Below are 18,719 nucleotides of genomic sequence, written 5' to 3'. Positions count from 1 at the left end.
GCAACATCGCAACTGCACAGGTTCTTACCGCAATTGCAGAAAACGAAATCGTTATTCGGGCAGGAAACGATGCACCACGTCGCGCGCCAGCCGCGCCGGACGCTTGGTGATGGCATCCAGCGAACACCAGGTACTCTGCACCTCGGCCAGCACCTCCTCGCCGCGCTTGATCAGCGTGGAGAAATAAGCCCGCACGCCCTCCACCCGTTCGGCCACCACCGTGGCGACGATCGGATCGTCGAGGAAGGCGGGCCGGCGATAGGTGATCTCGTGCTTCAGCGCGACCCACAGATGCTTGGCGACCGCATCGGCCGGGGCGACCCGCTCCCAATAGGCGACCACCGCGTCCTGTACCCATGACAGGTACACGGCATTGTTGACGTGCCCCATATGGTCGATGTCGCCCGGAGCGACGGCAAGCGGATGCTGATGTGCCATGGGGAGAGCGTGGGGGTTGCTGACACGGGAGTCAATGAGAGTCGCGGCGGATTGGGCGATTGCGACACCCTTATGACGGCCCGCGCCGGCCACTATCCCTGCCGCGACTACCCGACCCTATCGTCACCCCGGACTTGATCCGGGGTCCCGCTTCTTCTGCTGCTGTCGGTAAAAGCGGGACCCCGGGTCAAGCCCGGGGTGACGGAACAGGTTACGCCTTGCCCACCACGCTCTCGGGCAGGTCCTTGCCGAACACCCGCTGATAATATTCCGCGACCAGCGCCCGCTCCGCCTCGTCGCACTTGTTCAGGAACGACAGGCGGAACGCGAAACCGACGTCACCGAAGATCAGCGCGTTCTGCGCCCAGGTGATGACCGTCCGCGGCGACATGACCGTCGAGATATCGCCGTTGACGAAGCCGCGCCGGGTCATGTCGGCCACGCGCACCATCTTCTCGACCGTCTCCTTGCCGCCGACCTTGTCGTACTCGCCCGACTTGGCGAGCACGATCCGCGCCTCGGTCGCGGCGGGCAGGTAGTTCAGCGTGACGACGATGTTCCACCGGTCCATCTGCCCCTGGTTGATCTGCTGCGTGCCGTGATACAGCCCGCTCGTATCGCCCAGACCGACCGTGTTGGCGGTCGCGAACAGCCGGAAATACGGGTTCGGCCGGATCACGCGGTTCTGGTCGAGCAGCGTCAGCTTGCCCTCGGTCTCCAGCACGCGCTGGATCACGAACATCACATCGGGGCGGCCCGCGTCATATTCGTCGAACACCAAAGCGGTCGGCGTCTGCAGCGCCCAGGGCAGCAACCCCTCGCGGAACTCGGTGACCTGCTGCCCGTCCTTCAGCACGATCGCGTCGCGTCCGATCAGGTCGATCCGGCTGATATGCGCGTCGAGGTTGATGCGGATGCACGGCCAGTTCAGCCGCGCCGCGACCTGTTCGATATGGGTCGACTTGCCGGTGCCGTGATAGCCCTGCACCATCACCCGCCGGTTGTGCGCAAAGCCCGCCAGGATCGCCAGCGTCGTGTCGGGATCGAACACATAGGCCGGATCTGCATCGGGCACGCGTTCGTCGGCGACCGAAAAGGCGGGGACTTCGAGGTCGCTGTCGATGCCGAACATCTCGCGCACCTTCACCATCCGGTCGGGCGCGCTCAGGATCGTGGTTTCGGACGGCTGGGGCAGGGTATCGGTGGTCATGCGGGCCTTTCGCGTGGGCGCGTATTGATGCGCCGCAGCGGTCTTTAGGACGAAGCGGGCCGCCTACTCAACCTTCGGCGGCAATCGGAACAGCGTCGTGAACCGTTCGGCGATGGCGCGGTTCCCCTCCAGCGCGATTGCCCCTTCGGCCACCGCCGCCGACAAAGGCTTCGCGCCGAACACGACCGGCAGGAACGCCGAAGGGCGGCCGGACAAGGTTGCGTCCGCCGCTCCCAGCCCCCGCGTCACCGACAGCGCCCCGGACGCCAGTTCGGCGACATAGGGATCGTCGCCCAGCCGGAACGCGACCGTCGCGCACCAGTCCCCTGCCCGCTCCGGCACCAGCAGCATCTTCAGCGCCAGCATCAGCGACACCGCCGAAAACGGCAGCGAGGGATCGTGCGTCGGCGACCGGAGCGCCCATTTCGCCAGCGCCAGCACCACCGGCTCCGCCTCATAGCCCCAGCGGGTCAGCGCATAGACCTGCGCATTGGCGGGCGGCGGCAGGCGCAGCCGCTCGACGATCCCCGCCGCCTCCAGTCCCGCCAGCCGCTGCGTCAGGACGTTGGCGCTGATCCCGGGCAGGCCGGCGCGTATCTCCCCGAACCGGCGCGGCCCCAGCAGCAGCTCGCGGATCAGCAGCAGCGCCCAGCGTTCGCCGACATATTCCATGCCCAGCGCCGCGCCGCAGGCATCGTCATAGCGCCGCTTGGCATCAATAGTTACTTTTTCTAACTCCATCGTTGCTTTTTCTAACCCCGACGCGCATCCAATACAAACAGCGATTCGGTTGAGCCGGGGAGAGGGTGCCATGCCGAAGATGATTTTCGTGAACCTCGCGGTCGCCGATGTGCCCGCGGCGACGCGCTTCTACGAAGCGATCGGCTTCGTGAAGGACGGCCGATTCTCGAACGAACGCGGGTCGGGCATGACCTGGTCGGAGAGCATCCACGTCATGCTGCTCGACCGCGCCTTCTACGCGACCTTCACGCCCAAGCGGATCATCGATGCGAAGACCGAAAGCGGCGTGCTGCTCGCCCTCTCGTTCGACGACCGTGCCGGCGTCGACGCGATCACCGAGGCCGCATTGGCGGCGGGCGGGCGCGAACTGCACGATCCCGAGGACGAAGGCTATATGTACAGCCGCGCGTTCGAGGACCTCGACGGTCATGGCTGGGGTCCGTTCACCATGGACATGGCGGCGGCGGAGGCCGCCCATGCGGAGGGCGCGGCATGACCCGCCCGGTCATCACCGCCTTCGACTGGGTGCCTGATTTCGCGCAGGGCCAGGTCCGCGACCTGCGCGTCCGCTGGATATTGGAGGAAGCGGGCCGGCCCTATGACGTCCACTATCTGTCGCAGGGCGCGCAGAAGCGTTCCGACCACCGCGCGCGCCAGCCCTTCGGACAGGTGCCGACCTATCAGGACGGCGACCTGACGCTGTTCGAATCGGGCGCGATCGTGCTGCACCTTGCCGAACGCCACGGCGTGTTGCTGCCGACCGATCCGGCGGGCAAGGCACGCGCGACCGAATGGCTGTTCGCCGCGCTCAATACCGTCGAACCGCCGATCATGGACCATGCCGTCGCCACCCTGTTCGAACGCGACGAACCCTGGTCGAAACCGCGCCTGCCCGCGATCGACGCGCGCATCGCCGAACGCTTTGGCGAGGTCGCGGCGCGGCTGGGCGACCGGGAATGGTATGACGGCGCGTTCAGCATCGGCGACCTGATGATGGTCGCGGTGCTGCGGATCATGGAGGGCAGCGAACAGCTCGCCGCGCATCCGACGCTCGTCACCTATGTCGAACGCGGCACCGCCCGCCCCGCCTTTCACCGCGCGCTCGCCGCGCAACTGGCCGGGTTCACCGGCAAACCGCCCGCCGGCTATGCCGAATGGGTGGCCAAGGGAGACTGTGCATGACCTATATCGACGGGTTCGTGACCCCGGTGCCACGCGCCAACCGCGCGGCTTACGAAGCCCATGTCGCGCAGGCGGCGGCGATCTTTGCCGATCTCGGCGCGACGCGCCTGGTCGAATGCCGGGGCGACGACGTGCCGGCGGGCACCCATACCGGCTTCGCGCGCTCGGTCGCGCTGGCCGATGATGAGGAGGTGCTGTTCAGCTGGATCGAATATCCCGACCGTGCGACCCGCGACCGCGTCGGCGCGGCGATGATGGCCGATCCGCGCATGGCCGAACTCGACATGCCGTTCGATGGCAAGCGCATGATCTATGGCGGGTTCGACGGGGTGATGGTCAGCGGCGACGACGCCACGCCCGGCTATGTCGATGGCTGCCTGACCCCGGTCCCGGCCGACAGCCAGGACGCCTATCTCGCCTTCTCGGCCGAATCGGCGCAGGTCTTCCGCGATCACGGTGCGCTGCGCGTCGTGGAGGGTTGGGGCGACGACGTGCCGCCGGGCAAGCACACCGACTATGCCCGCGCCGTCGATCTCCGGGATGGGGAGGTCGCCTGCTATTCGTGGATCGAATGGCCGTCAAAGGACGTGCGCGACAGCGGCTGGCAGGCGATGATGGCCGACCCGCGCATGGCCGACCGCGCCCTGCCCTTCGACGGGAAGCGCATGGTCTATGGCGGCTTCACCCCCATCTTCGATCGACACATGGGAGCAGGCGCATGAACCGCCGGGGCGATTTCGTCTGGTACGAATTGCTGACCCGCGACGTCGATGCGGCAGCCGCCTTCTATGGGGACGTCGTCGGCTGGACCGTGCAGGATTCCGGCACGCCCGGCATCGACTATCGCCTGTTCACCACCGCCGCCGGCATTCCCGTCGCCGGGCTGATGGCGATGCCGCCGGGCATGCCGGCCTCGACCTGGCTCGGCTATGTCGCGGTGGACGATGTCGATGCGGCCGCGGCCGATTTCGTCGCGAACGGCGGTACGCAGCACATGCCGCCCATGTCGATGCCCGGCGTCGGCCGCATGGCGATGCTGACCGATCCGCAGGGCGCCGCGCTCTACCTGATGCGCAGCGAAAGCGCCGAACCCAGCGCATCGTTTCAGGATGCGAACGGCGCGACGCCCGGCCATTTCGTATGGAACGAACTGACCGCCCCCGATCAGGACCGGGCCATCGCCTTCTATACCGCCCGCTTCGGCTGGCGACAGGAAGGTGCGATGCCGATGGGTCCGCTCGGCGAGTATAAATTCCTGCTGAGCGGCGATACGGCGATCGGCGCGGCAATGGGCACCTTCCCCGGCGCCCAGCCCGGCTGGCAATATTATGCGATGGTCGCCGATATCGACCATGCCGCGGCACGGATCACGGCGGGCGGCGGCACGATCCTGCAGGGTCCCGACCAGATCCCCGGCGGCAGTTACTCGGTCGTCGCCAGCGACCCTATGGGAGCACGCTTCGGACTGGTAGGATCACGCCCATGATCCCTGAACACGAACTCGCCATCGAACGCCGCATCCCCGCCCCCGTCGAAACCGTATGGCGGGCCTGGACCGACCATCTGCCCAAATGGTGGGCGCCGCGTCCGTGGACGACCGAACTGCTCGGCCTCGACCTCGTACCCGGCGGCCGTTTCGCCACCACGATGCGCGGGCCCAATGGCGAGGCGATGACCGGCGAGGGCGTGATCCTCGACGTCGTGCCCCACGAACGCATCGTGTTCACCAACGCCTTCGCACCGGGCTGGATACCGCAGCCGCAGCGGCTGACCTTCGTCGGCGTCTTCACCTTCGAAGCCGATGGCGACGGCGCCACCCTCTACCGCGCCGCGGCCCGGCACTGGGACGACGAGACGGCGAAGATGCACGCCGAAATGGGGTTCGAGGGCGGCTGGGCGATGGTCGCGCAACAGCTGGAGGCGGTGGCGCTCGGGTTGGGGTGAGCCACCCTCACCAGTCACCATTTCCCCACTCCGTTTGCTTCGAGCGCAGGTTCGAGCCTGTCGAGAACCGAAGTCGAGAAGGGGTTGCCCCAAACACAGGGTTCTCGACGGACGCTTCTCGACAAGCTCGAAGCTGCTCGAACCAAACGGGGTGGGTAATGGGGGGCAGTAAGCCCCTCACGCAAACGCAGCCGCCCCCTTCAACTGCTGATACGCCGCAATCACCTTCTGCAACGCCGCCTCATGGCTGCGATCCCCGCCATTGCGGTCGGGATGATATTGCCGCACCAGCTCCGAATAGCGCTTGCGCAGGCCCGTCCGGTCGACATCGACCGCCAGCCCCATGACCTTCAGCGCCGACCGGTCCGCCGGGCTGAGCGGCCGCCCGTCCTGCCGCTCGGCCCGCGCCTCGCGCACACCCCGGAACTTCGCGCCGATCGCATCCAGCGGATCGGCGAAGTCGGCCCAGGCCGGCCCCGGATCGGTTCCCGCCCGTGCAAAGGCGCGCGTCTCCCGCTCCCATCCGGCATAGGGCCGCTGCGCATCGTGGATCTCCTCCGCGGTCATGCCGGCGAAGTAGTTATACCCCGCGTTGAACGCGCGGATATGGTCGAGGCAGAACCAGCGATAGGCGCTCGGCCGGTCGCCGCCCTGCGGTGCGCCCTCCAGCGGCGGCGCGCGGAACTCGCCCGCCTCCGGGCACCCCGGCACCTCACACGGCCGCCCGTTCGCTTCGACCCGCCCATGGAACCGGGCATTGGGGCGATCCTTCGATATTCTCTCGCGCGCCACGCGACTCCCTCTGGCAAAGCGCGTTATATAGGTCGCATGACCGACACCGCCACCATTCCGCTCGCCGACCTGATCGCCACCCGCCTGACGGATGCCCTGTCGCCGACAACACTCACCGTCACCAACGACAGCCACCACCATGCCGGCCATATGGGCGACGACGGTACGGGAGAGACCCATTTCTCGGTCGATATCGTCGCCGATGCCTTTGCCGGACAGTCGCGCGTCGCGCGGCAGCGGCTGGTCAATCGCGCGCTGGCCGATCTGCTCGCGACCCGCATTCATGCGCTGGCGATCCGCGCCCGCGCGCCCGGAGACGCCGATTGATCTACGACCTGTGGTACTGGCCCACCATCCAGGGGCGCGGCGAGTTCGTCCGCCTGCCGATGGAGGCCGCCGGCATCGACTATCGCGACTGCGCCCGGATTGAGGGGGTGGAGGCGATGCAGCGCCACCTCGCACGCCAGCCCCGCGCGCCCTTCGCCCCGCCCTTCCTCGAACTCGAAGGGATGCGCCTGGCGCAGGTCGCCAACATCCTGCAATATCTGGGCGAGCGCCACGGCCTTGCCCTCTCCAGCATCCGCGACCGGCAATGGGCGAACCAGTGGCAGCTGACCATCGCCGATCTGATCGCCGAAGTGCACGCGGTCCATCACCCGGTCGCCATGTCGGCCTATTATGACGAACAGCGCCCGGAATCGGCGCGCGCGGCGCAGCAGTTCCTGCAGGAACGCCTGCCCAAATATCTGGGCTATTTCGAAACCCTGATCAGCGAACATGGCGGGGCATGGGCGATCGACCATCGCTGGACCTATGTCGACACCTCGCTGTTCCAGCTGGTCGAGGGGCTGCGCTACGCCTTTCCGCAGCGCATGGCTACGCTCACCGGCGACATCCCGCGCCTGATCGACATTCGCGACCGGGTCGCCGAACTGCCCGGAATCGCCGCCTATCTTGCCAGCGACCGCCGGATCGCGTTCAATACGGACGGCATCTTCCGCCATTATACCGAACTGGACGCCGACTGATGGAAAACGACCGCTTCTTCCTTCAGACGATTCAGCCGGTCACCCACGATCTCGGCGGGTTCAAGGTGCACCGCACCCTGCCGACCAGGACCCGTACGATGGTCGGCCCGTTCATCTTCTTCGATCAGATGGGCCCGGCCGAACTCGACCCCGGACAAGGGATCGACGTGCGCCCCCATCCGCACATCAACTTGGCCACCGTCACCTATCTGTTCGGCGGGGCGATCGACCATCGCGATTCGCTGGGCACCTTCGCCCGGATCGAACCCGGCGCGGTCAATCTGATGACCGCCGGCCACGGCATCGTCCATTCCGAACGCTCCCCTGCCGACGAGCGTGCCGGCGGCCCGCTCCTCTCGGGCATCCAGACGTGGCTGGCGGTGCCGGAGTCCCATGAGGAAATGGACCCCGCGTTCGAACATGTCGAAGCTGCGAAGCTGCCGGTCGTCTCCGCCAGCGGCGCGACCGCGCGCGTCGTCATGGGCGATTTGTGGGGCGCGTCGGCCCCGACCACCCAGTACGCCGCGACCATCTATGCCGATATCGTGCTGGAGCCGAACGGCGCGATCCCGATCGACGCCGGCGCCGACGAACGCGCGCTCTACCTGACGCACGGCGATGCGGCGCTCGACGGTGTGAACCTCGAACCGATGACGCTCTACGTGCTGCGCCCCGGCATCGCCGCCACGCTGCGCTCGTCCGCCGGCGCACGCGTGATGCTGTGCGGCGGGGAAGCCTTCACCACCCCACGCTTCGTGTGGTGGAATTTCGTCTCCTCGCGCCGCGACCGCATCGATCAGGCGAAACAGGATTGGAAGGCGGGCAACTTCCCGAAGGTGCCCGACGATTCGGAAGAGTTCATTCCGATTCCCGAAATTCCCAAGACGGTGAGCTATCCATGACCGAACTGCGCCGCATCGCGCTGTCGACCGGCGTCGCGCTCGATGTGGCGATCGCCGGGAACCCCGCGCATCCGGCGCTGATCTTCCTCCACGGCTTTCCCGAATCGCACCGGACATGGCGGCACCAGCTGCCCGAATTCGCCCGCGACCATCATGTCGTCGCCCCCGACCAGCGCGGCTTCGCCAAGTCCGATAAGCCGCCGGCAGTCGCGGACTATGCCCCGGCGCGCATCGTCGCCGACCTGATCGCACTGGCCGACGCGCTCGGGATCGCCCGCTTCACGCTGGTCGGCCATGACTGGGGCGGCGCGATCGCATGGATGGCCGCGCTCAACCATCCCGACCGTATCGAGCGGCTCGTGATCTGCAACGCCCCGCATCCTTTGGTCTTCCAGCGCTCGCTGTTCGACGATCCCGATCAGCGTGCCGCGAGCCAGTATATGACCCGGTTCCGCGATACGTCGCTGGACAAGGGGTTGACGGGGACCGGCCTGGAACATTTCTTCACGAACGGCTTCGCCCGGTTCGTCACCCGCGCCATCGCGGGCGAGGACAAGGCGGCCTATCTCGACGAATGGGGCAATCCCGGCGCGATGACCGCAATGCTCAACTGGTATCGCGCTTCCCCGATCATCGTCCCCGCGCCCGGCGAACAGCCCGACCGCCCGGCATGGCTCGACGGCCCCTTCCCGCCGATACCCCAGCCGACATTGGTGATCTGGGGCATGCAGGACCATGCGTTGCTGCCGGTGCAGCTCGACGCGTTGCCCGGCTATGTCCCCGACCTGCGCGTGGTGAAGGTGGAAGCCGGGCATTTCGTGCCGTGGGAGGCACCGGAGGCGGTGAATGCGGCGTTGCGAGGGTGGCTCGGCTCTGCGGCGGACAGACCCGTTCGTCCTGAGTAGCCATTGAGCTTGTCGAAATGGCGTATCGAAGGACCTCGACAGGTACTTCGATACGGGTCTTCGACTGCGCTCAGCCCCTACTCAGCATGAACGGTCGGGATAGGCGCCCCTCTTGCCACCCACCCGTTCAGTTCGAGCAGCTTCGAGCGAAGTCGAGAAGCGTCCGTCGAGAACCCGGTCGCTCGGGGCACCCCCTTCTCGACTACGGTTCTCGACAAGCTCGAACCTCCGCTCGAAGCAAACGGAGGGGCGGGAGAAACTACCCCCGAACCTGCTTCGCCACCGAATCGAGCAGCCCGTTCACGAACCCCTTCTCGCGCCGGTCGTAGAACGCATCCGCCACGTCGAGATATTCGCTGATGACCGCCGCCACCGGCACATCCGCCCGCGCCAGCAACTCATAGGTCCCCGCGCGCAGGATCTGGCGCATCGGCTTGTCCAGCCGCTCGATCGTCCACCCGGACGACAGCTTGGTCGAAATCAGCGCGTCGATCTCCTCGCGGCGGGCATCGACGCCCTTGACCACATCGTCGAAGAAATGGACGTCGGCCTCGGCATATTCGACGTCCTCGATCGTCGCGCCCAGCCGGTGCTGGTGGAATTCGTGGAGCAGCGCCGGGATCGGCGTCGCTTCCATCTCATGCTGGTACAGCGCCTGCACGGCGGCCAACCGGGCGGCGGCGCGGGCCTGACGGGCGCCTCGCGGACGGGAAGTCTTGCTGGTCATAAGCGCCGCCCCATAGCGCCACCTTGGGTGGCAAGTCGAGGGGGCGCTTTCCTACAGCCGCGGACGGTGACAGGATGGGACCGCTCTTTGAACCGTCCGCCCCGCGAACACGCCAGTCCCCCCGGCGCCCCAATCGCGCACGAGTGTGAACTTAGTGAACTTTGAACCGAAACCTTCCCCCTGCCGCGGGAGTAGCCGCGCCGCTACCGAAAGCCGCAACCCAGGGCCGCCACGGGCAAAGCCCGTGCCGTCGGACGGCGCTGCCCGCGCCGCCGGCCGGACGCGCTTCGTGCGGCTCGGTGCAGCTACGCTGCCCCGTTGCCCGGCGCGTCCAACCGGATCGCCACCGACCGCGCATGCGCCGGCAGCCCTTCCGCCCCGGCCAGCGTGACCGCCGCCGGCCCGATCCTCGCCAGCGCCGCCGCATCCAGCCCCAGGAAGCTGGTCCGCTTCATATAATCCAGCACCGACAGCCCCGACGCAAAGCGCGCCCGCCGCCCGGTCGGCAGTACATGGTTCGGCCCCGCGACATAATCGCCGACCGCTTCCGGCGTATAGCGCCCCAGGAACACCGACCCGGCATGCCGTACCGCCCGGAACAGCGGCTCGGGATCGCCGACCGCCAGCTCCAGATGCTCGGGCGCCAGCCGGTCGACCAGCGGCATCGCATCGCTGAGCGTCGGCACGATCACGATCGCGCCGTTCGCATCCCAGCTCGCCCGCGCCACCTGTCCGGTCGCCAGCTGCGCGATCTGGTCATCGACCGCCTTCGCCACCGCATCGCCGAAGCCGGCATCGTCGGTGAACAGGATCGACTGGCTGGTCGGATCATGCTCGGCCTGGCTCAGCAGGTCAGCGGCGATCCATGCCGGATCGTTCTGCCCGTCCGCCACGACCACGATCTCCGACGGCCCGGCGACCATGTCGATCCCGACCACGCCGTACAGCTGCCGCTTGGCCTCCGCGACCCAGGCATTGCCGGGGCCGGTCACGACATCGACCGCCTTGATCCGGTCGGTGCCATAGGCGAGCGCCGCGACCGCCTGCGCCCCGCCGATCCGCCACACCTCGTCCACCCCGGCCAGCGCAGCGGCAGCGAGGACTAGTTGGTTCACCTCGCCCTTGGGCGTCGGCGTGACCATCACGATCCGCTCGACCCCGGCGACCTTGGCCGGGACCACGTTCATCAGCACCGACGACGGATAGGCGGCACGCCCGCCGGGCACATAGACCCCCGCCGCCGCGACCGCGCTCCACCTGGCACCCAGCCGGACGCCATCGGCATCGACCTCGTCGCGATCCTCGGGCCGCTGCTTGGCGTGGTACGCCGCGATCCGGTCATGCGCCAGTTCCAGCGCCGCGCGCAGCTCCGGGTCCAGCCCGTCCAGCGCCGCGCGGCAGTCGGCCAGCTCGATCCGCCATCCGGTCGCATCCGGATCATGCCCGTCGAACTTCTCGGTAAAGGCCCGGACCGCCGCATCCCCTTCCTCGCGCACCGCGCGCAGGATCGCGGTCACGTCGCGCGCCACGTCGCTGTCGGCCTCGCGCCGCGCATCGACCAGCGCGGCGAAGTCGGCGGCGAACCCCGCCGCACTCACGTCCAGCCGGATCATGCCGCCACCGCCCGGCGGAACGCATCGACCAAAGGCACGACCTGTTCGCGCGTCTTGAACGCCGCACGGTTGACGACCAGCCGCGACGTCACCTCGGCGATGGTTTCGACTTCCACCAGCCCATTCTCCTTCAGCGTGCGGCCCGACGATACCAGATCGACGATGCGCGGCGCGAGGCTCAGCACCGGGGCCAGCTCCATCGCGCCGTTCAGCTTCACGCACTCCGCCTGAACGCCCCGCGCCGCGAAGTGGCGCTGGGTCGTGTGCGGATATTTGGTGGCGATCCGCACATGGCTCCACCCGCGCGGATCGTCGGTCGCGGCCATGCCCGCCGGTTCTGCGACCGAGATGCGGCAATGCCCGATCTTCAGGTCGACCGGCGCGTACAGCTCCGAATAGTCGAACTCGGCCAGCACGTCCGACCCGACGATGCCCAGCTGCGCCGCGCCATGTGCCACGAACGTCGCCACGTCGAACGCGCGCACGCGGATCAGGTCGATGTCCGGCCGGTCGGTCCTGAAGCGCAGCGCGCGGCTGTCGGGATCGCGGAACGCCGCTTCGGGCACGATGCCGGCGCGCGCCAGCAGCGGCATGGCTTCGTCGAGGATACGCCCCTTGGGCACGGCGATGATGATGGGATCGGTCATGGGCACGGCGGGCTTTACTTGGGGTGCGGGGCGGGCGCAACAGACGCCCCATGGCCGACGAACCGACGAATCGCCAAGCCTTTCGCCAGCAGGCCGCGTTCTGCGCGGCGATGGACGCGCCGATCACCGCGCGGGTGTGCGAGGCGCTGGCCGACGCCCTGTCGCGCGACGGCGCGACGGGCCGGCGCACGCTCGACTGGCCGGGCGACCCGATCCCCGATGCGCTGCCGCTCCGCCTCGTCGGAGGTCTCCACGCGCTGGCCCGGTCCGGCATCGATCCTGAGCTGACCGCGCTGTTCGCGGGCGAAGGCGAGCCGCAGGCGATCCTGCGCCGCGTGCTGGTCGAACACGACGCCGCGCTGCTGCCGTGGCTCGACGGCCCGCCACAGACCAACGAACCGATGCGCTCAGGCGTCCTGATGGCCGGTCTGCTGGAGGTTGCAAAGCGCCACGGCCCGGCGGTCGAGCTGCTGGAGATCGGGTCGAGCGCCGGCCTCAACCTGCTGATCGACCGCTACCGGTTCGATCTGGGCGGTACGACAGTCGGTCCCGAAGACGCCCCGGTCACCATCCGTCCCGAATGGAACGGGCCGCCGCCACCCGCCGTCCTACTGCACATCGCGTCGGTGCGCGGCGTCGACATCCAGCCGCTCGACGCCACCGATCCTGCCATCGCCACCCGCCTCGCCGGCTATATCTGGGCCGACCAGCCCGAACGGCAGGAACGGCTGGCGGCGGCCATCGCCATGCAACGCGCCCGACCGGTCGATCTGGTGCAGGGCGATGCGGTCGACTGGCTCCGCGCTCGCCTTGCCGAACCGCAGGCAGCGGGCGTCACCCGCGTCCTGATGCACTCGGTCGTCTGGCAATATCTCGGCGACGCCCGCCGCGCCGCGATCACCGCGATGATCGACGAAGCCGCCGCCCGCGCCACGTCCGACCGCCCGCTCGCCTGGGTCCGGATGGAGCCGGATCGCGTGCTGCAACGCCAGGAGCTGATCGTGCAAAGCTGGCTCAGCCATGGCGATCGCCGGATGCTCGCCACCGCCCACGCCCATGGCGCGTGGATCGCGGGCGTGTGACCGAAGCCGACTTCCTCGCCGCGCTACGCCGCCTGCCGCTCCATGCCGGGGCACATGGCCTCACCGACGATGCCGCGCATCTCGGCGACCTGATCCTCACCAAGGACATGATCGTCGCGGGCGTCCATTTCCTTCCCGACGATCCGCCCGCCGACGTGGCGTGGAAACTGGTCGCGACCAACCTGTCCGACCTCGCCGCCAAGGGCGCAGTGCCCCTCGGGGTGATGCTGGGCTACCCGATCGGCGAGGAGGCGTGGGACCGCGCGTTCCTATCCGGCCTCGACGAGGTGCTGCGTGCCTTCGTCTGCCCGCTGCTCGGCGGCGACACGGTGAAGCTCCCGCCCGACGCCCCCCGCATCCTCTCGCTGACCGCGCTCGGCCGCAGCGCCCATGCCCCCCGCCGCGACGCGGCGCGCGCCGGCGATGGCCTGTGGATAACCGGCACGATCGGCGATGCCGGCGCGGGCCTCGCCATCGCGCAAGGGGAGCATGGCCCTGCCAGCCTGCTCCGACGCTACCGCCGCCCGATCCCGCGCCTCGCCGAAGGACAGGCACTGGCGCCGATCGTCCACGCGATGATGGACGTGTCGGACGGCCTGCTGATCGACGCGCGACGCATGGCCTCGGCGAGCGGCCTTGCGGTCACGATCGACCTCGCTGACGTGCCCCTGTCGGATGACCTCAAGGCATTCGGCCACGACGCCCTGACCGCTGCCACCGCCGGCGACGATTACGAACTCCTGTTCGCCTGCGACGGCGAGCCACCGGTCGCCGCCACGCGGATCGGCACGTTTGCGACAGGCGAAGGGCTGCACCCGCTCCAGAACGGTCAGCCCATCCCCCTGCCCGACCGCTTGGGCTACCAGCACTGACGAAACTTGGCCTCATCCCAGCGGAGGCTGGGATCTCAAGCCACTCTTGCGGCGTGCTATCGCCGGAAGATCCCAGCCTTCGCTGGGATGACGCGAGTTGTACCATAGCAGGGTCGGGTTTCTCCCCCGTAATATCCCTTGCGCCCCCCGCCCATCGGCATAAGCTGCGTCCCTTCAAGGGCATCGACCCGACGAGACAGCCGGGCCGCCCCACGCAGGGAGGGGTTTGCGGATGACGATCGTCTATCTGGCCATGGCATGTGCGGCGCTCGCCGTGCTCTACGGCATCTTCACCAGTATGCAGGTGTTGCGCGCACCGGCCGGCGATACGCGGATGCAGGACATCGCCGCCGCCATCCAGGAGGGGGCCAAGGCCTATCTCGGCCGCCAGTACCGCACCATCGCCATCGTCGGCGTGATCGTCGCGATCATCCTGTTTCCCACACTTGGCGCGCTGTCGACCGTCGGCTTCGTCATCGGCGCGGTGCTGTCGGGCGTGGCGGGCTATGTCGGGATGGAGATTTCGGTCCGCGCGAATGTCCGCACCGCGGAGGCCGCACGCGGGTCGTTGCAGGGTGGCCTGACCATGGCGTTCCGATCAGGCGCGATCACCGGCATGCTGGTCGCCGGGCTCGGCCTGTTCGCGATCGCCGGCATCTTTTGGTACCTCGTCGCCATCGCGGGCCATGGTCCGGGCGACCGCGAAGTGGTCGAGGCGCTGACCGCGCTGGCCTTTGGCGCCTCGCTCATCTCGATCTTCGCGCGGCTGGGCGGCGGTATCTTTACGAAGGCGGCGGACGTCGGCGCCGATCTGGTCGGCAAGGTCGAAGCCGGCATCCCGGAGGACGACCCCCGCAACCCCGCCGTCATCGCCGATAACGTGGGCGACAATGTCGGCGACTGCGCCGGCATGGCCGCCGACCTGTTCGAAACCTATGTCGTGACCATTGGCCTGACCATGGTGTCGATCGCGCTGCTGGTTCAGGCACCGCCCGCAGAGCTGCTACGCCTGATGGCATTGCCGCTGGTCGTCGGCGGGGTGTGCATCATCACCTCGATCCTTGGCACCTACATGGTCCGGCTGGGCAAGGGCCAGTCGATCATGGGCGCGCTGTACAAGGGATTCTGGACCACCGCGCTGCTCGCCGTGCCCGCCATCTATTTCGCCGCCAGCTGGGCGCTGGGCGACCTGAACGCGGTGATCGGTGGTGCAGGCTTCCTCGATCCGGGCGGCGACACGCTGACCGTAGAAGGTGCGATGGGCGCGCAGGCCCCGGTCGCCGGCACGGCCTTCACCGGCATGGACCTGTTCTGGTGCATGATGATCGGCCTGGGCGTGACCGCCGCGCTCGTATGGATCACCGAATATTACACCGGCACCGCCTATCGCCCGGTCAAGTCGATCGCGCGGGCGAGCGTCACCGGCCATGGCACCAACGTCATTCAAGGGCTGGCGATCAGTCTCGAATCGACCGCGCTGCCGACGCTGGTGATCGTCGTCGCCGTCGTCGCCTCCTACCAGCTGGCCGGCATCATCGGCGTCGCTTTCGCCGCGACCGCGCTGCTGGCACTGGCGGGCATGGTCGTAGCACTCGACGCCTATGGCCCGGTCACCGACAATGCCGGCGGCATCGCCGAAATGGCGCAGCTGCCCGACGACGTCCGCCACCGCACCGACGCGCTGGACGCGGTCGGCAACACGACCAAGGCGGTGACCAAGGGCTATGCGATCGGCTCCGCAGCCCTTGCCGCCCTCGTCCTGTTCGGCGCCTACACCACCGATTTGCGGTTGTTCTTTCCCGATCTGACCGTCGATTTCTCGCTGTCCAACCCCTATGTCATCGTCGGGCTGTTGCTCGGCGCGCTGCTCCCCTATCTGTTCGGGGCGTTCGGCATGACCGCGGTCGGTCGCGCGGCGGGGTCGGTGGTCGAGGATGTCCGCGCACAATTCGCCGCCGATCCCGGCATCATGGCCGGCACCAGCCGCCCGCAATATGGCCGCACCGTCGACATCGTCACCCGCGCCGCCATCCGCGAGATGATCATACCCTCGCTCCTCCCCGTCCTCTCACCGGTGGCCGTCTATTACATCGTGATGTGGGTCGCCGGGCAGGCGCAGGGCTTCGCGGCACTCGGCGCAATGCTGCTCGGCGTCATCGTCTCCGGCCTGTTCGTCGCCATCTCGATGACCAGCGGCGGCGGCGCGTGGGACAATGCCAAGAAATATATCGAGGACGGCAATCATGGCGGCAAGGGATCGGAGGCGCACAAGGCGGCGGTCACCGGCGACACGGTGGGCGATCCGTACAAGGACACCGCCGGCCCGGCGGTCAATCCGATGATCAAGATCACCAACATCGTCGCCCTGCTACTGCTCGCCGCGCTCGCCGGGGGTGGCGCGGCGTAACGAAAAGCGGATTGCGCCCCGCCGGGCGCGCGCTACCATCGCGCCCGAACGGCGGGGGCTTTTCGATCGGGGCGGACGGGCGTTGCCGGGGGGCAGCGCCGCGTGCCGCCCGCCCCGCCGCACACGGGGGACCAGAATGCGGCTGTTGCCATGGATCGGATTAGCGCTCGCCACCGCCCTGCCGGCGCAAAGCCCGCCGGCCGCACCCGCCGTCGATCCGGCAACCCCCGTCCCGATCGCCGCCTTCGCCGAGCTTCCCCTGCTCGAATCGCCCAGGCTGTCGCCGGATGGCTCCCGCCTGCTGGCCAAGGGCGCGGTGAACGGGCGGCAGGCGCTGCTGCTCACCTCGCTGATCGATCCCAAGCAGCGGCACACGATGGGCGCGCCCGAGGATACCGACATCAACTGGTGGCGCTGGGTCAATGACGACTGGGTGCTGATCGGGCTGGGCGCACAGCAGGATTATTTCGGTCAGGAAATCTACGTCACCCGTGTGCTGGCGATCAGCACCGACCTGAAGACCACGCGCAAGCTCGACTGGACCCGTTCCGGGGTCTATGCCGACGACGTGCTGTGGGTGGCGCATGACGGTTCGCCGCGCATCCTGCTGTCGAAACAGACCGGCATCGATACCGAGGCCGATTTCCAATATTCGGTGTTCGAGATCGACGTATCGACCGGCAAGACGCGCCGCGTCGCCGAAGGGCGTCCCAACGTGCACAAATGGTATGCCGATGGCGACGGGCAGGTCCGCGCCGGCTATCAGTATAACGATGCCACGCGCGGCTCGGTGCTGCTCTACCGCGCGAACAATGGCGAGGCGTTCCGCCCCATCGCCCGCCGCGTGCGCAAGGACGAGGACGGGATGACCATCCCGCTCACCTTCCGTGCCGACGGCACCAGCGCTGTCGCCTTCGACGACGAAGGCGGCTTCACCGCGCTCTACGAAGTCTCGCTGCCCGACCTGAAACTCGGCAAGAAGCTCTATGCGCTGGATGGTTACGACGTCGACGGCATCCTCGACAACGCGGAGGAAAACGACGTCATTGGCGCGCAGGTCACCGACCGCCACGGCCATTCGGTCTGGTTCGACCAGACGCTGAAGGAATTGCAGGAGGCGATCGACGGATCGGTCGGCGACCGCCGCGCCCGTATCGTGTCGTGGAACCGCACCCAGACCCGCTTCCTCGTCGAGGTCGGCACGCCGTCACAGCCCGGCGGACTCTATTTCTGGGACACCCGCAATGCGAAGATGAACCGCCTGGCCTGGAACAGCCAGTCGTTGCAGGGCCGCCGCCTCTCGCCGGTCAGCACGATCCGCTACGCCGCGCGCGACGGCACGCCGATCGAAGCCGTACTGACGATGCCGCGCCACCGGATCGGGCAGAAGAACCTGCCGCTGATCGTCCTGCCGCACGGTGGCCCCTTTGCGCGCGACAGCGAGGGCTGGGACTGGTGGACGCAATATCTGGCCGAGATCGGCTATGTTGTCGTCCAGCCCAATTATCGCGGATCGTCGGGCTATGGCCGCGCCTTTGCCAAGAAGGGCGAGGGCGAATGGGGCCTGAAGATGCAGGACGACCTGAACGACGCGGTCACCCATCTGGCCAAGCAGGGGATCGCCGATCCCAAGCGCGTCTGCATGGTCGGCGCATCCTATGGCGGCTATGCAGCGATGCGCGCCGCGCAGCGCGACGGCGGCCTGTATCGCTGCGCGATCAGCTATGCCGGTGTATCGGACCTGGCGGCGCTGCGCCGCTATGACAGCCAGTTCCTGAACGGCCGCACCATCGGCGACTGGCTGAAGACCCAGGCGCCCGATTTCCAGCTGATCTCGCCGCGCTTCCACGCCGCCGATTTCTCGACCCCGATCCTGCTGATGCACGGCAAGGTCGACAAGCGCGTCCCCGTCGCCCAGTCGCGCGCCCTCGCCGCCGAACTGAAGAAGGCGGGCAAGCCTTATCGCTATATCGAACAGCCGCTGGGCGACCATTTCTTCTCGCGCAGCGAAGACCGGCTGCAATTCCTCACCGAGATGACCGCGTTCCTGAAGGAGCATAATCCGTCGTGATGATGACACTAGCTGAACCCTGCACGTCACCCCGGGTTTGACCCGGGGTCCCGCTTCTTCTGGCACGGTTGGAAAAGCGTCACCCCGGATCAAGTCCGGGGTGACGGCTGACGGGAAACCCGAAGCCACCCTTGCCCTCCCCGCCGCCGCCCCCTATT

At 67.9% G+C, this 18,719-nt stretch carries 20 protein-coding genes and 1 pseudogene; 14 read left to right on the top strand and 7 right to left on the bottom strand.

The window, feature by feature from the left end; genetic code table 11:
* Nucleotides 1-51 precede the first annotated feature (51 nt).
* From CA237_RS10580 to CA237_RS10570, 3 genes are all read right to left on the bottom strand, one after another.
* Nucleotides 52-438 carry a thioesterase family protein gene (locus CA237_RS10580; RefSeq protein WP_055758154.1) on the bottom strand — a complete coding sequence of 129 codons (387 nt, stop codon included), beginning with the start codon at nt 436-438 and terminating at the stop codon, nt 52-54.
* Nucleotides 439-649: 211 nt separating this feature from the next.
* On the bottom strand, nt 650-1,648 hold the full coding sequence (gene cobS / locus CA237_RS10575; protein WP_066693907.1) for a cobaltochelatase subunit CobS: 999 nt from the start codon (nt 1,646-1,648) through the stop codon (nt 650-652).
* Nucleotides 1,649-1,711: 63 nt separating this feature from the next.
* On the bottom strand, nt 1,712-2,389 hold the full coding sequence (locus CA237_RS10570; protein WP_066693910.1) for a winged helix-turn-helix transcriptional regulator: 678 nt from the start codon (nt 2,387-2,389) through the stop codon (nt 1,712-1,714).
* A gap of 70 nt (nt 2,390-2,459) precedes the next feature.
* Between CA237_RS10570 and CA237_RS10565 the strand changes: the two genes are divergently transcribed.
* The 6 genes and pseudogenes from CA237_RS10565 (at nt 2,460) to CA237_RS10545 (ending at nt 5,515) form a co-directional block, all read left to right on the top strand.
* Nucleotides 2,460-2,885 carry a VOC family protein gene (locus CA237_RS10565; protein ID WP_066693912.1) on the top strand — a complete coding sequence of 142 codons (426 nt, stop codon included), beginning with the start codon at nt 2,460-2,462 and terminating at the stop codon, nt 2,883-2,885.
* The gene (locus CA237_RS10560) at nt 2,882-3,571 is read left to right on the top strand and encodes a glutathione S-transferase family protein (protein WP_066693914.1); all 690 of its coding nucleotides are present in this window, start codon (nt 2,882-2,884) and stop codon (nt 3,569-3,571) included. Before CA237_RS10565 ends, CA237_RS10560 begins: the two co-directional genes overlap by 4 nt.
* Nucleotides 3,568-3,894 (top strand): annotated as a pseudogene (locus tag CA237_RS20020) (DUF1428 domain-containing protein); the annotation flags it as partial. The gene CA237_RS10560 and the pseudogene CA237_RS20020, both read left to right, overlap by 4 nt.
* Nucleotides 3,877-4,293: a DUF1428 domain-containing protein gene (locus CA237_RS20015; protein ID WP_336314567.1), complete on the top strand. Its 417-nt coding sequence runs from the start codon at nt 3,877-3,879 to the stop codon at nt 4,291-4,293. The pseudogene CA237_RS20020 and the gene CA237_RS20015, both read left to right, overlap by 18 nt.
* Nucleotides 4,290-5,057, top strand: a complete 768-nt coding sequence (locus tag CA237_RS10550) for a VOC family protein (protein WP_066693916.1) — start codon at nt 4,290-4,292, stop codon at nt 5,055-5,057. The genes CA237_RS20015 and CA237_RS10550 overlap by 4 nt, the downstream gene beginning before the upstream one ends.
* Nucleotides 5,054-5,515 (top strand): SRPBCC domain-containing protein, encoded by a 462-nt coding sequence (locus CA237_RS10545; RefSeq protein ID WP_126014013.1) that lies wholly within the window; start codon nt 5,054-5,056, stop codon nt 5,513-5,515. Before CA237_RS10550 ends, CA237_RS10545 begins: the two co-directional genes overlap by 4 nt.
* 177 nt (nt 5,516-5,692) lie before the next feature.
* On the opposite strand, the gene CA237_RS10540 is transcribed toward CA237_RS10545, so the two are convergent.
* Nucleotides 5,693-6,307: a J domain-containing protein gene (locus CA237_RS10540; RefSeq protein WP_066693923.1), complete on the bottom strand. Its 615-nt coding sequence runs from the start codon at nt 6,305-6,307 to the stop codon at nt 5,693-5,695.
* Nucleotides 6,308-6,343: 36 nt separating this feature from the next.
* On the opposite strand from CA237_RS10540, the gene CA237_RS10535 reads away from it, so the two are divergent.
* From CA237_RS10535 to CA237_RS10520, 4 genes are read left to right on the top strand one after another with little or no spacing between them, the layout of a single operon-like run.
* Nucleotides 6,344-6,634, top strand: coding sequence for a BolA family protein (locus CA237_RS10535; RefSeq protein WP_066693931.1), 291 nt, complete (start codon nt 6,344-6,346; stop codon nt 6,632-6,634).
* Entirely contained in the window at nt 6,631-7,335 is a 705-nt protein-coding gene (locus tag CA237_RS10530) for a glutathione S-transferase (protein ID WP_066693933.1), read from the top strand. The genes CA237_RS10535 and CA237_RS10530 overlap by 4 nt, the downstream gene beginning before the upstream one ends.
* Nucleotides 7,335-8,237, top strand: a complete 903-nt coding sequence (locus CA237_RS10525; protein ID WP_066693935.1) for a pirin family protein — start codon at nt 7,335-7,337, stop codon at nt 8,235-8,237. The genes CA237_RS10530 and CA237_RS10525 overlap by 1 nt, the downstream gene beginning before the upstream one ends.
* Nucleotides 8,234-9,142: an alpha/beta hydrolase gene (locus tag CA237_RS10520; RefSeq protein WP_066693940.1), complete on the top strand. Its 909-nt coding sequence runs from the start codon at nt 8,234-8,236 to the stop codon at nt 9,140-9,142. Before CA237_RS10525 ends, CA237_RS10520 begins: the two co-directional genes overlap by 4 nt.
* A gap of 259 nt (nt 9,143-9,401) precedes the next feature.
* On the opposite strand, the gene nusB is transcribed toward CA237_RS10520, so the two are convergent.
* The 3 genes from nusB to hisG form a co-directional block, all read right to left on the bottom strand.
* Entirely contained in the window at nt 9,402-9,869 is a 468-nt protein-coding gene (gene nusB / locus CA237_RS10515; protein ID WP_066693942.1) for a transcription antitermination factor NusB, read from the bottom strand.
* A 305-nt stretch (nt 9,870-10,174) separates the two neighbouring features.
* Entirely contained in the window at nt 10,175-11,482 is a 1,308-nt protein-coding gene (hisD, locus tag CA237_RS10510) for a histidinol dehydrogenase (protein ID WP_066693944.1), read from the bottom strand.
* Nucleotides 11,479-12,129: an ATP phosphoribosyltransferase gene (gene hisG, locus CA237_RS10505; protein WP_066693950.1), complete on the bottom strand. Its 651-nt coding sequence runs from the start codon at nt 12,127-12,129 to the stop codon at nt 11,479-11,481. The genes hisD and hisG overlap by 4 nt, the downstream gene beginning before the upstream one ends.
* Nucleotides 12,130-12,179: 50 nt before the next feature.
* On the opposite strand from hisG, the gene CA237_RS10500 reads away from it, so the two are divergent.
* The 4 genes from CA237_RS10500 (at nt 12,180) to CA237_RS10485 (ending at nt 18,561) form a co-directional block, all read left to right on the top strand.
* Entirely contained in the window at nt 12,180-13,211 is a 1,032-nt protein-coding gene (locus CA237_RS10500) for a DUF2332 domain-containing protein (protein WP_066693952.1), read from the top strand.
* Nucleotides 13,208-14,083, top strand: coding sequence for a thiamine-phosphate kinase (gene thiL, locus CA237_RS10495; RefSeq protein WP_126014011.1), 876 nt, complete (start codon nt 13,208-13,210; stop codon nt 14,081-14,083). The genes CA237_RS10500 and thiL overlap by 4 nt, the downstream gene beginning before the upstream one ends.
* 232 nt (nt 14,084-14,315) lie before the next feature.
* Nucleotides 14,316-16,490 carry a sodium-translocating pyrophosphatase gene (locus CA237_RS10490; protein ID WP_126014009.1) on the top strand — a complete coding sequence of 725 codons (2,175 nt, stop codon included), beginning with the start codon at nt 14,316-14,318 and terminating at the stop codon, nt 16,488-16,490.
* Nucleotides 16,491-16,626: 136 nt separating this feature from the next.
* Complete coding sequence (locus CA237_RS10485; protein WP_066693957.1) at nt 16,627-18,561, top strand: S9 family peptidase; 1,935 nt, start codon at nt 16,627-16,629, stop codon at nt 18,559-18,561.
* Nucleotides 18,562-18,719 lie beyond the last annotated feature (158 nt).

The sequence above is a fragment of the Sphingomonas sp. ABOLH genome (assembly GCF_003951715.1).
In the GTDB taxonomy this organism is placed as follows: Bacteria; Pseudomonadota; Alphaproteobacteria; order Sphingomonadales; family Sphingomonadaceae; genus Sphingomonas; species Sphingomonas hankookensis_A.
Note: the sequence above shows the minus strand (reverse complement) of the source record. Positions and strands in the feature narration are given on the sequence as shown.

Coding starts and splice junctions, on each gene's coding strand:
- CA237_RS10485 (WP_066693957.1), top strand. CDS start 16,627: ATGCGGCTGTTGCCATGGATCGGATTAGCGCTCGCCACCGCCCTGCCG.
- CA237_RS20015 (WP_336314567.1), top strand. CDS start 3,877: ATGATCTATGGCGGGTTCGACGGGGTGATGGTCAGCGGCGACGACGCC.
- nusB (WP_066693942.1), bottom strand. CDS start 9,869: ATGACCAGCAAGACTTCCCGTCCGCGAGGCGCCCGTCAGGCCCGCGCC.
- CA237_RS10535 (WP_066693931.1), top strand. CDS start 6,344: ATGACCGACACCGCCACCATTCCGCTCGCCGACCTGATCGCCACCCGC.
- CA237_RS10560 (WP_066693914.1), top strand. CDS start 2,882: ATGACCCGCCCGGTCATCACCGCCTTCGACTGGGTGCCTGATTTCGCG.
- CA237_RS10565 (WP_066693912.1), top strand. CDS start 2,460: ATGCCGAAGATGATTTTCGTGAACCTCGCGGTCGCCGATGTGCCCGCG.
- hisG (WP_066693950.1), bottom strand. CDS start 12,129: ATGACCGATCCCATCATCATCGCCGTGCCCAAGGGGCGTATCCTCGAC.
- cobS (WP_066693907.1), bottom strand. CDS start 1,648: ATGACCACCGATACCCTGCCCCAGCCGTCCGAAACCACGATCCTGAGC.
- CA237_RS10550 (WP_066693916.1), top strand. CDS start 4,290: ATGAACCGCCGGGGCGATTTCGTCTGGTACGAATTGCTGACCCGCGAC.
- CA237_RS10545 (WP_126014013.1), top strand. CDS start 5,054: ATGATCCCTGAACACGAACTCGCCATCGAACGCCGCATCCCCGCCCCC.
- CA237_RS10500 (WP_066693952.1), top strand. CDS start 12,180: ATGGCCGACGAACCGACGAATCGCCAAGCCTTTCGCCAGCAGGCCGCG.
- hisD (WP_066693944.1), bottom strand. CDS start 11,482: ATGATCCGGCTGGACGTGAGTGCGGCGGGGTTCGCCGCCGACTTCGCC.
- CA237_RS10570 (WP_066693910.1), bottom strand. CDS start 2,389: ATGGAGTTAGAAAAAGTAACTATTGATGCCAAGCGGCGCTATGACGAT.
- CA237_RS10520 (WP_066693940.1), top strand. CDS start 8,234: ATGACCGAACTGCGCCGCATCGCGCTGTCGACCGGCGTCGCGCTCGAT.
- CA237_RS10580 (WP_055758154.1), bottom strand. CDS start 438: ATGGCACATCAGCATCCGCTTGCCGTCGCTCCGGGCGACATCGACCAT.
- CA237_RS10490 (WP_126014009.1), top strand. CDS start 14,316: ATGACGATCGTCTATCTGGCCATGGCATGTGCGGCGCTCGCCGTGCTC.
- CA237_RS10525 (WP_066693935.1), top strand. CDS start 7,335: ATGGAAAACGACCGCTTCTTCCTTCAGACGATTCAGCCGGTCACCCAC.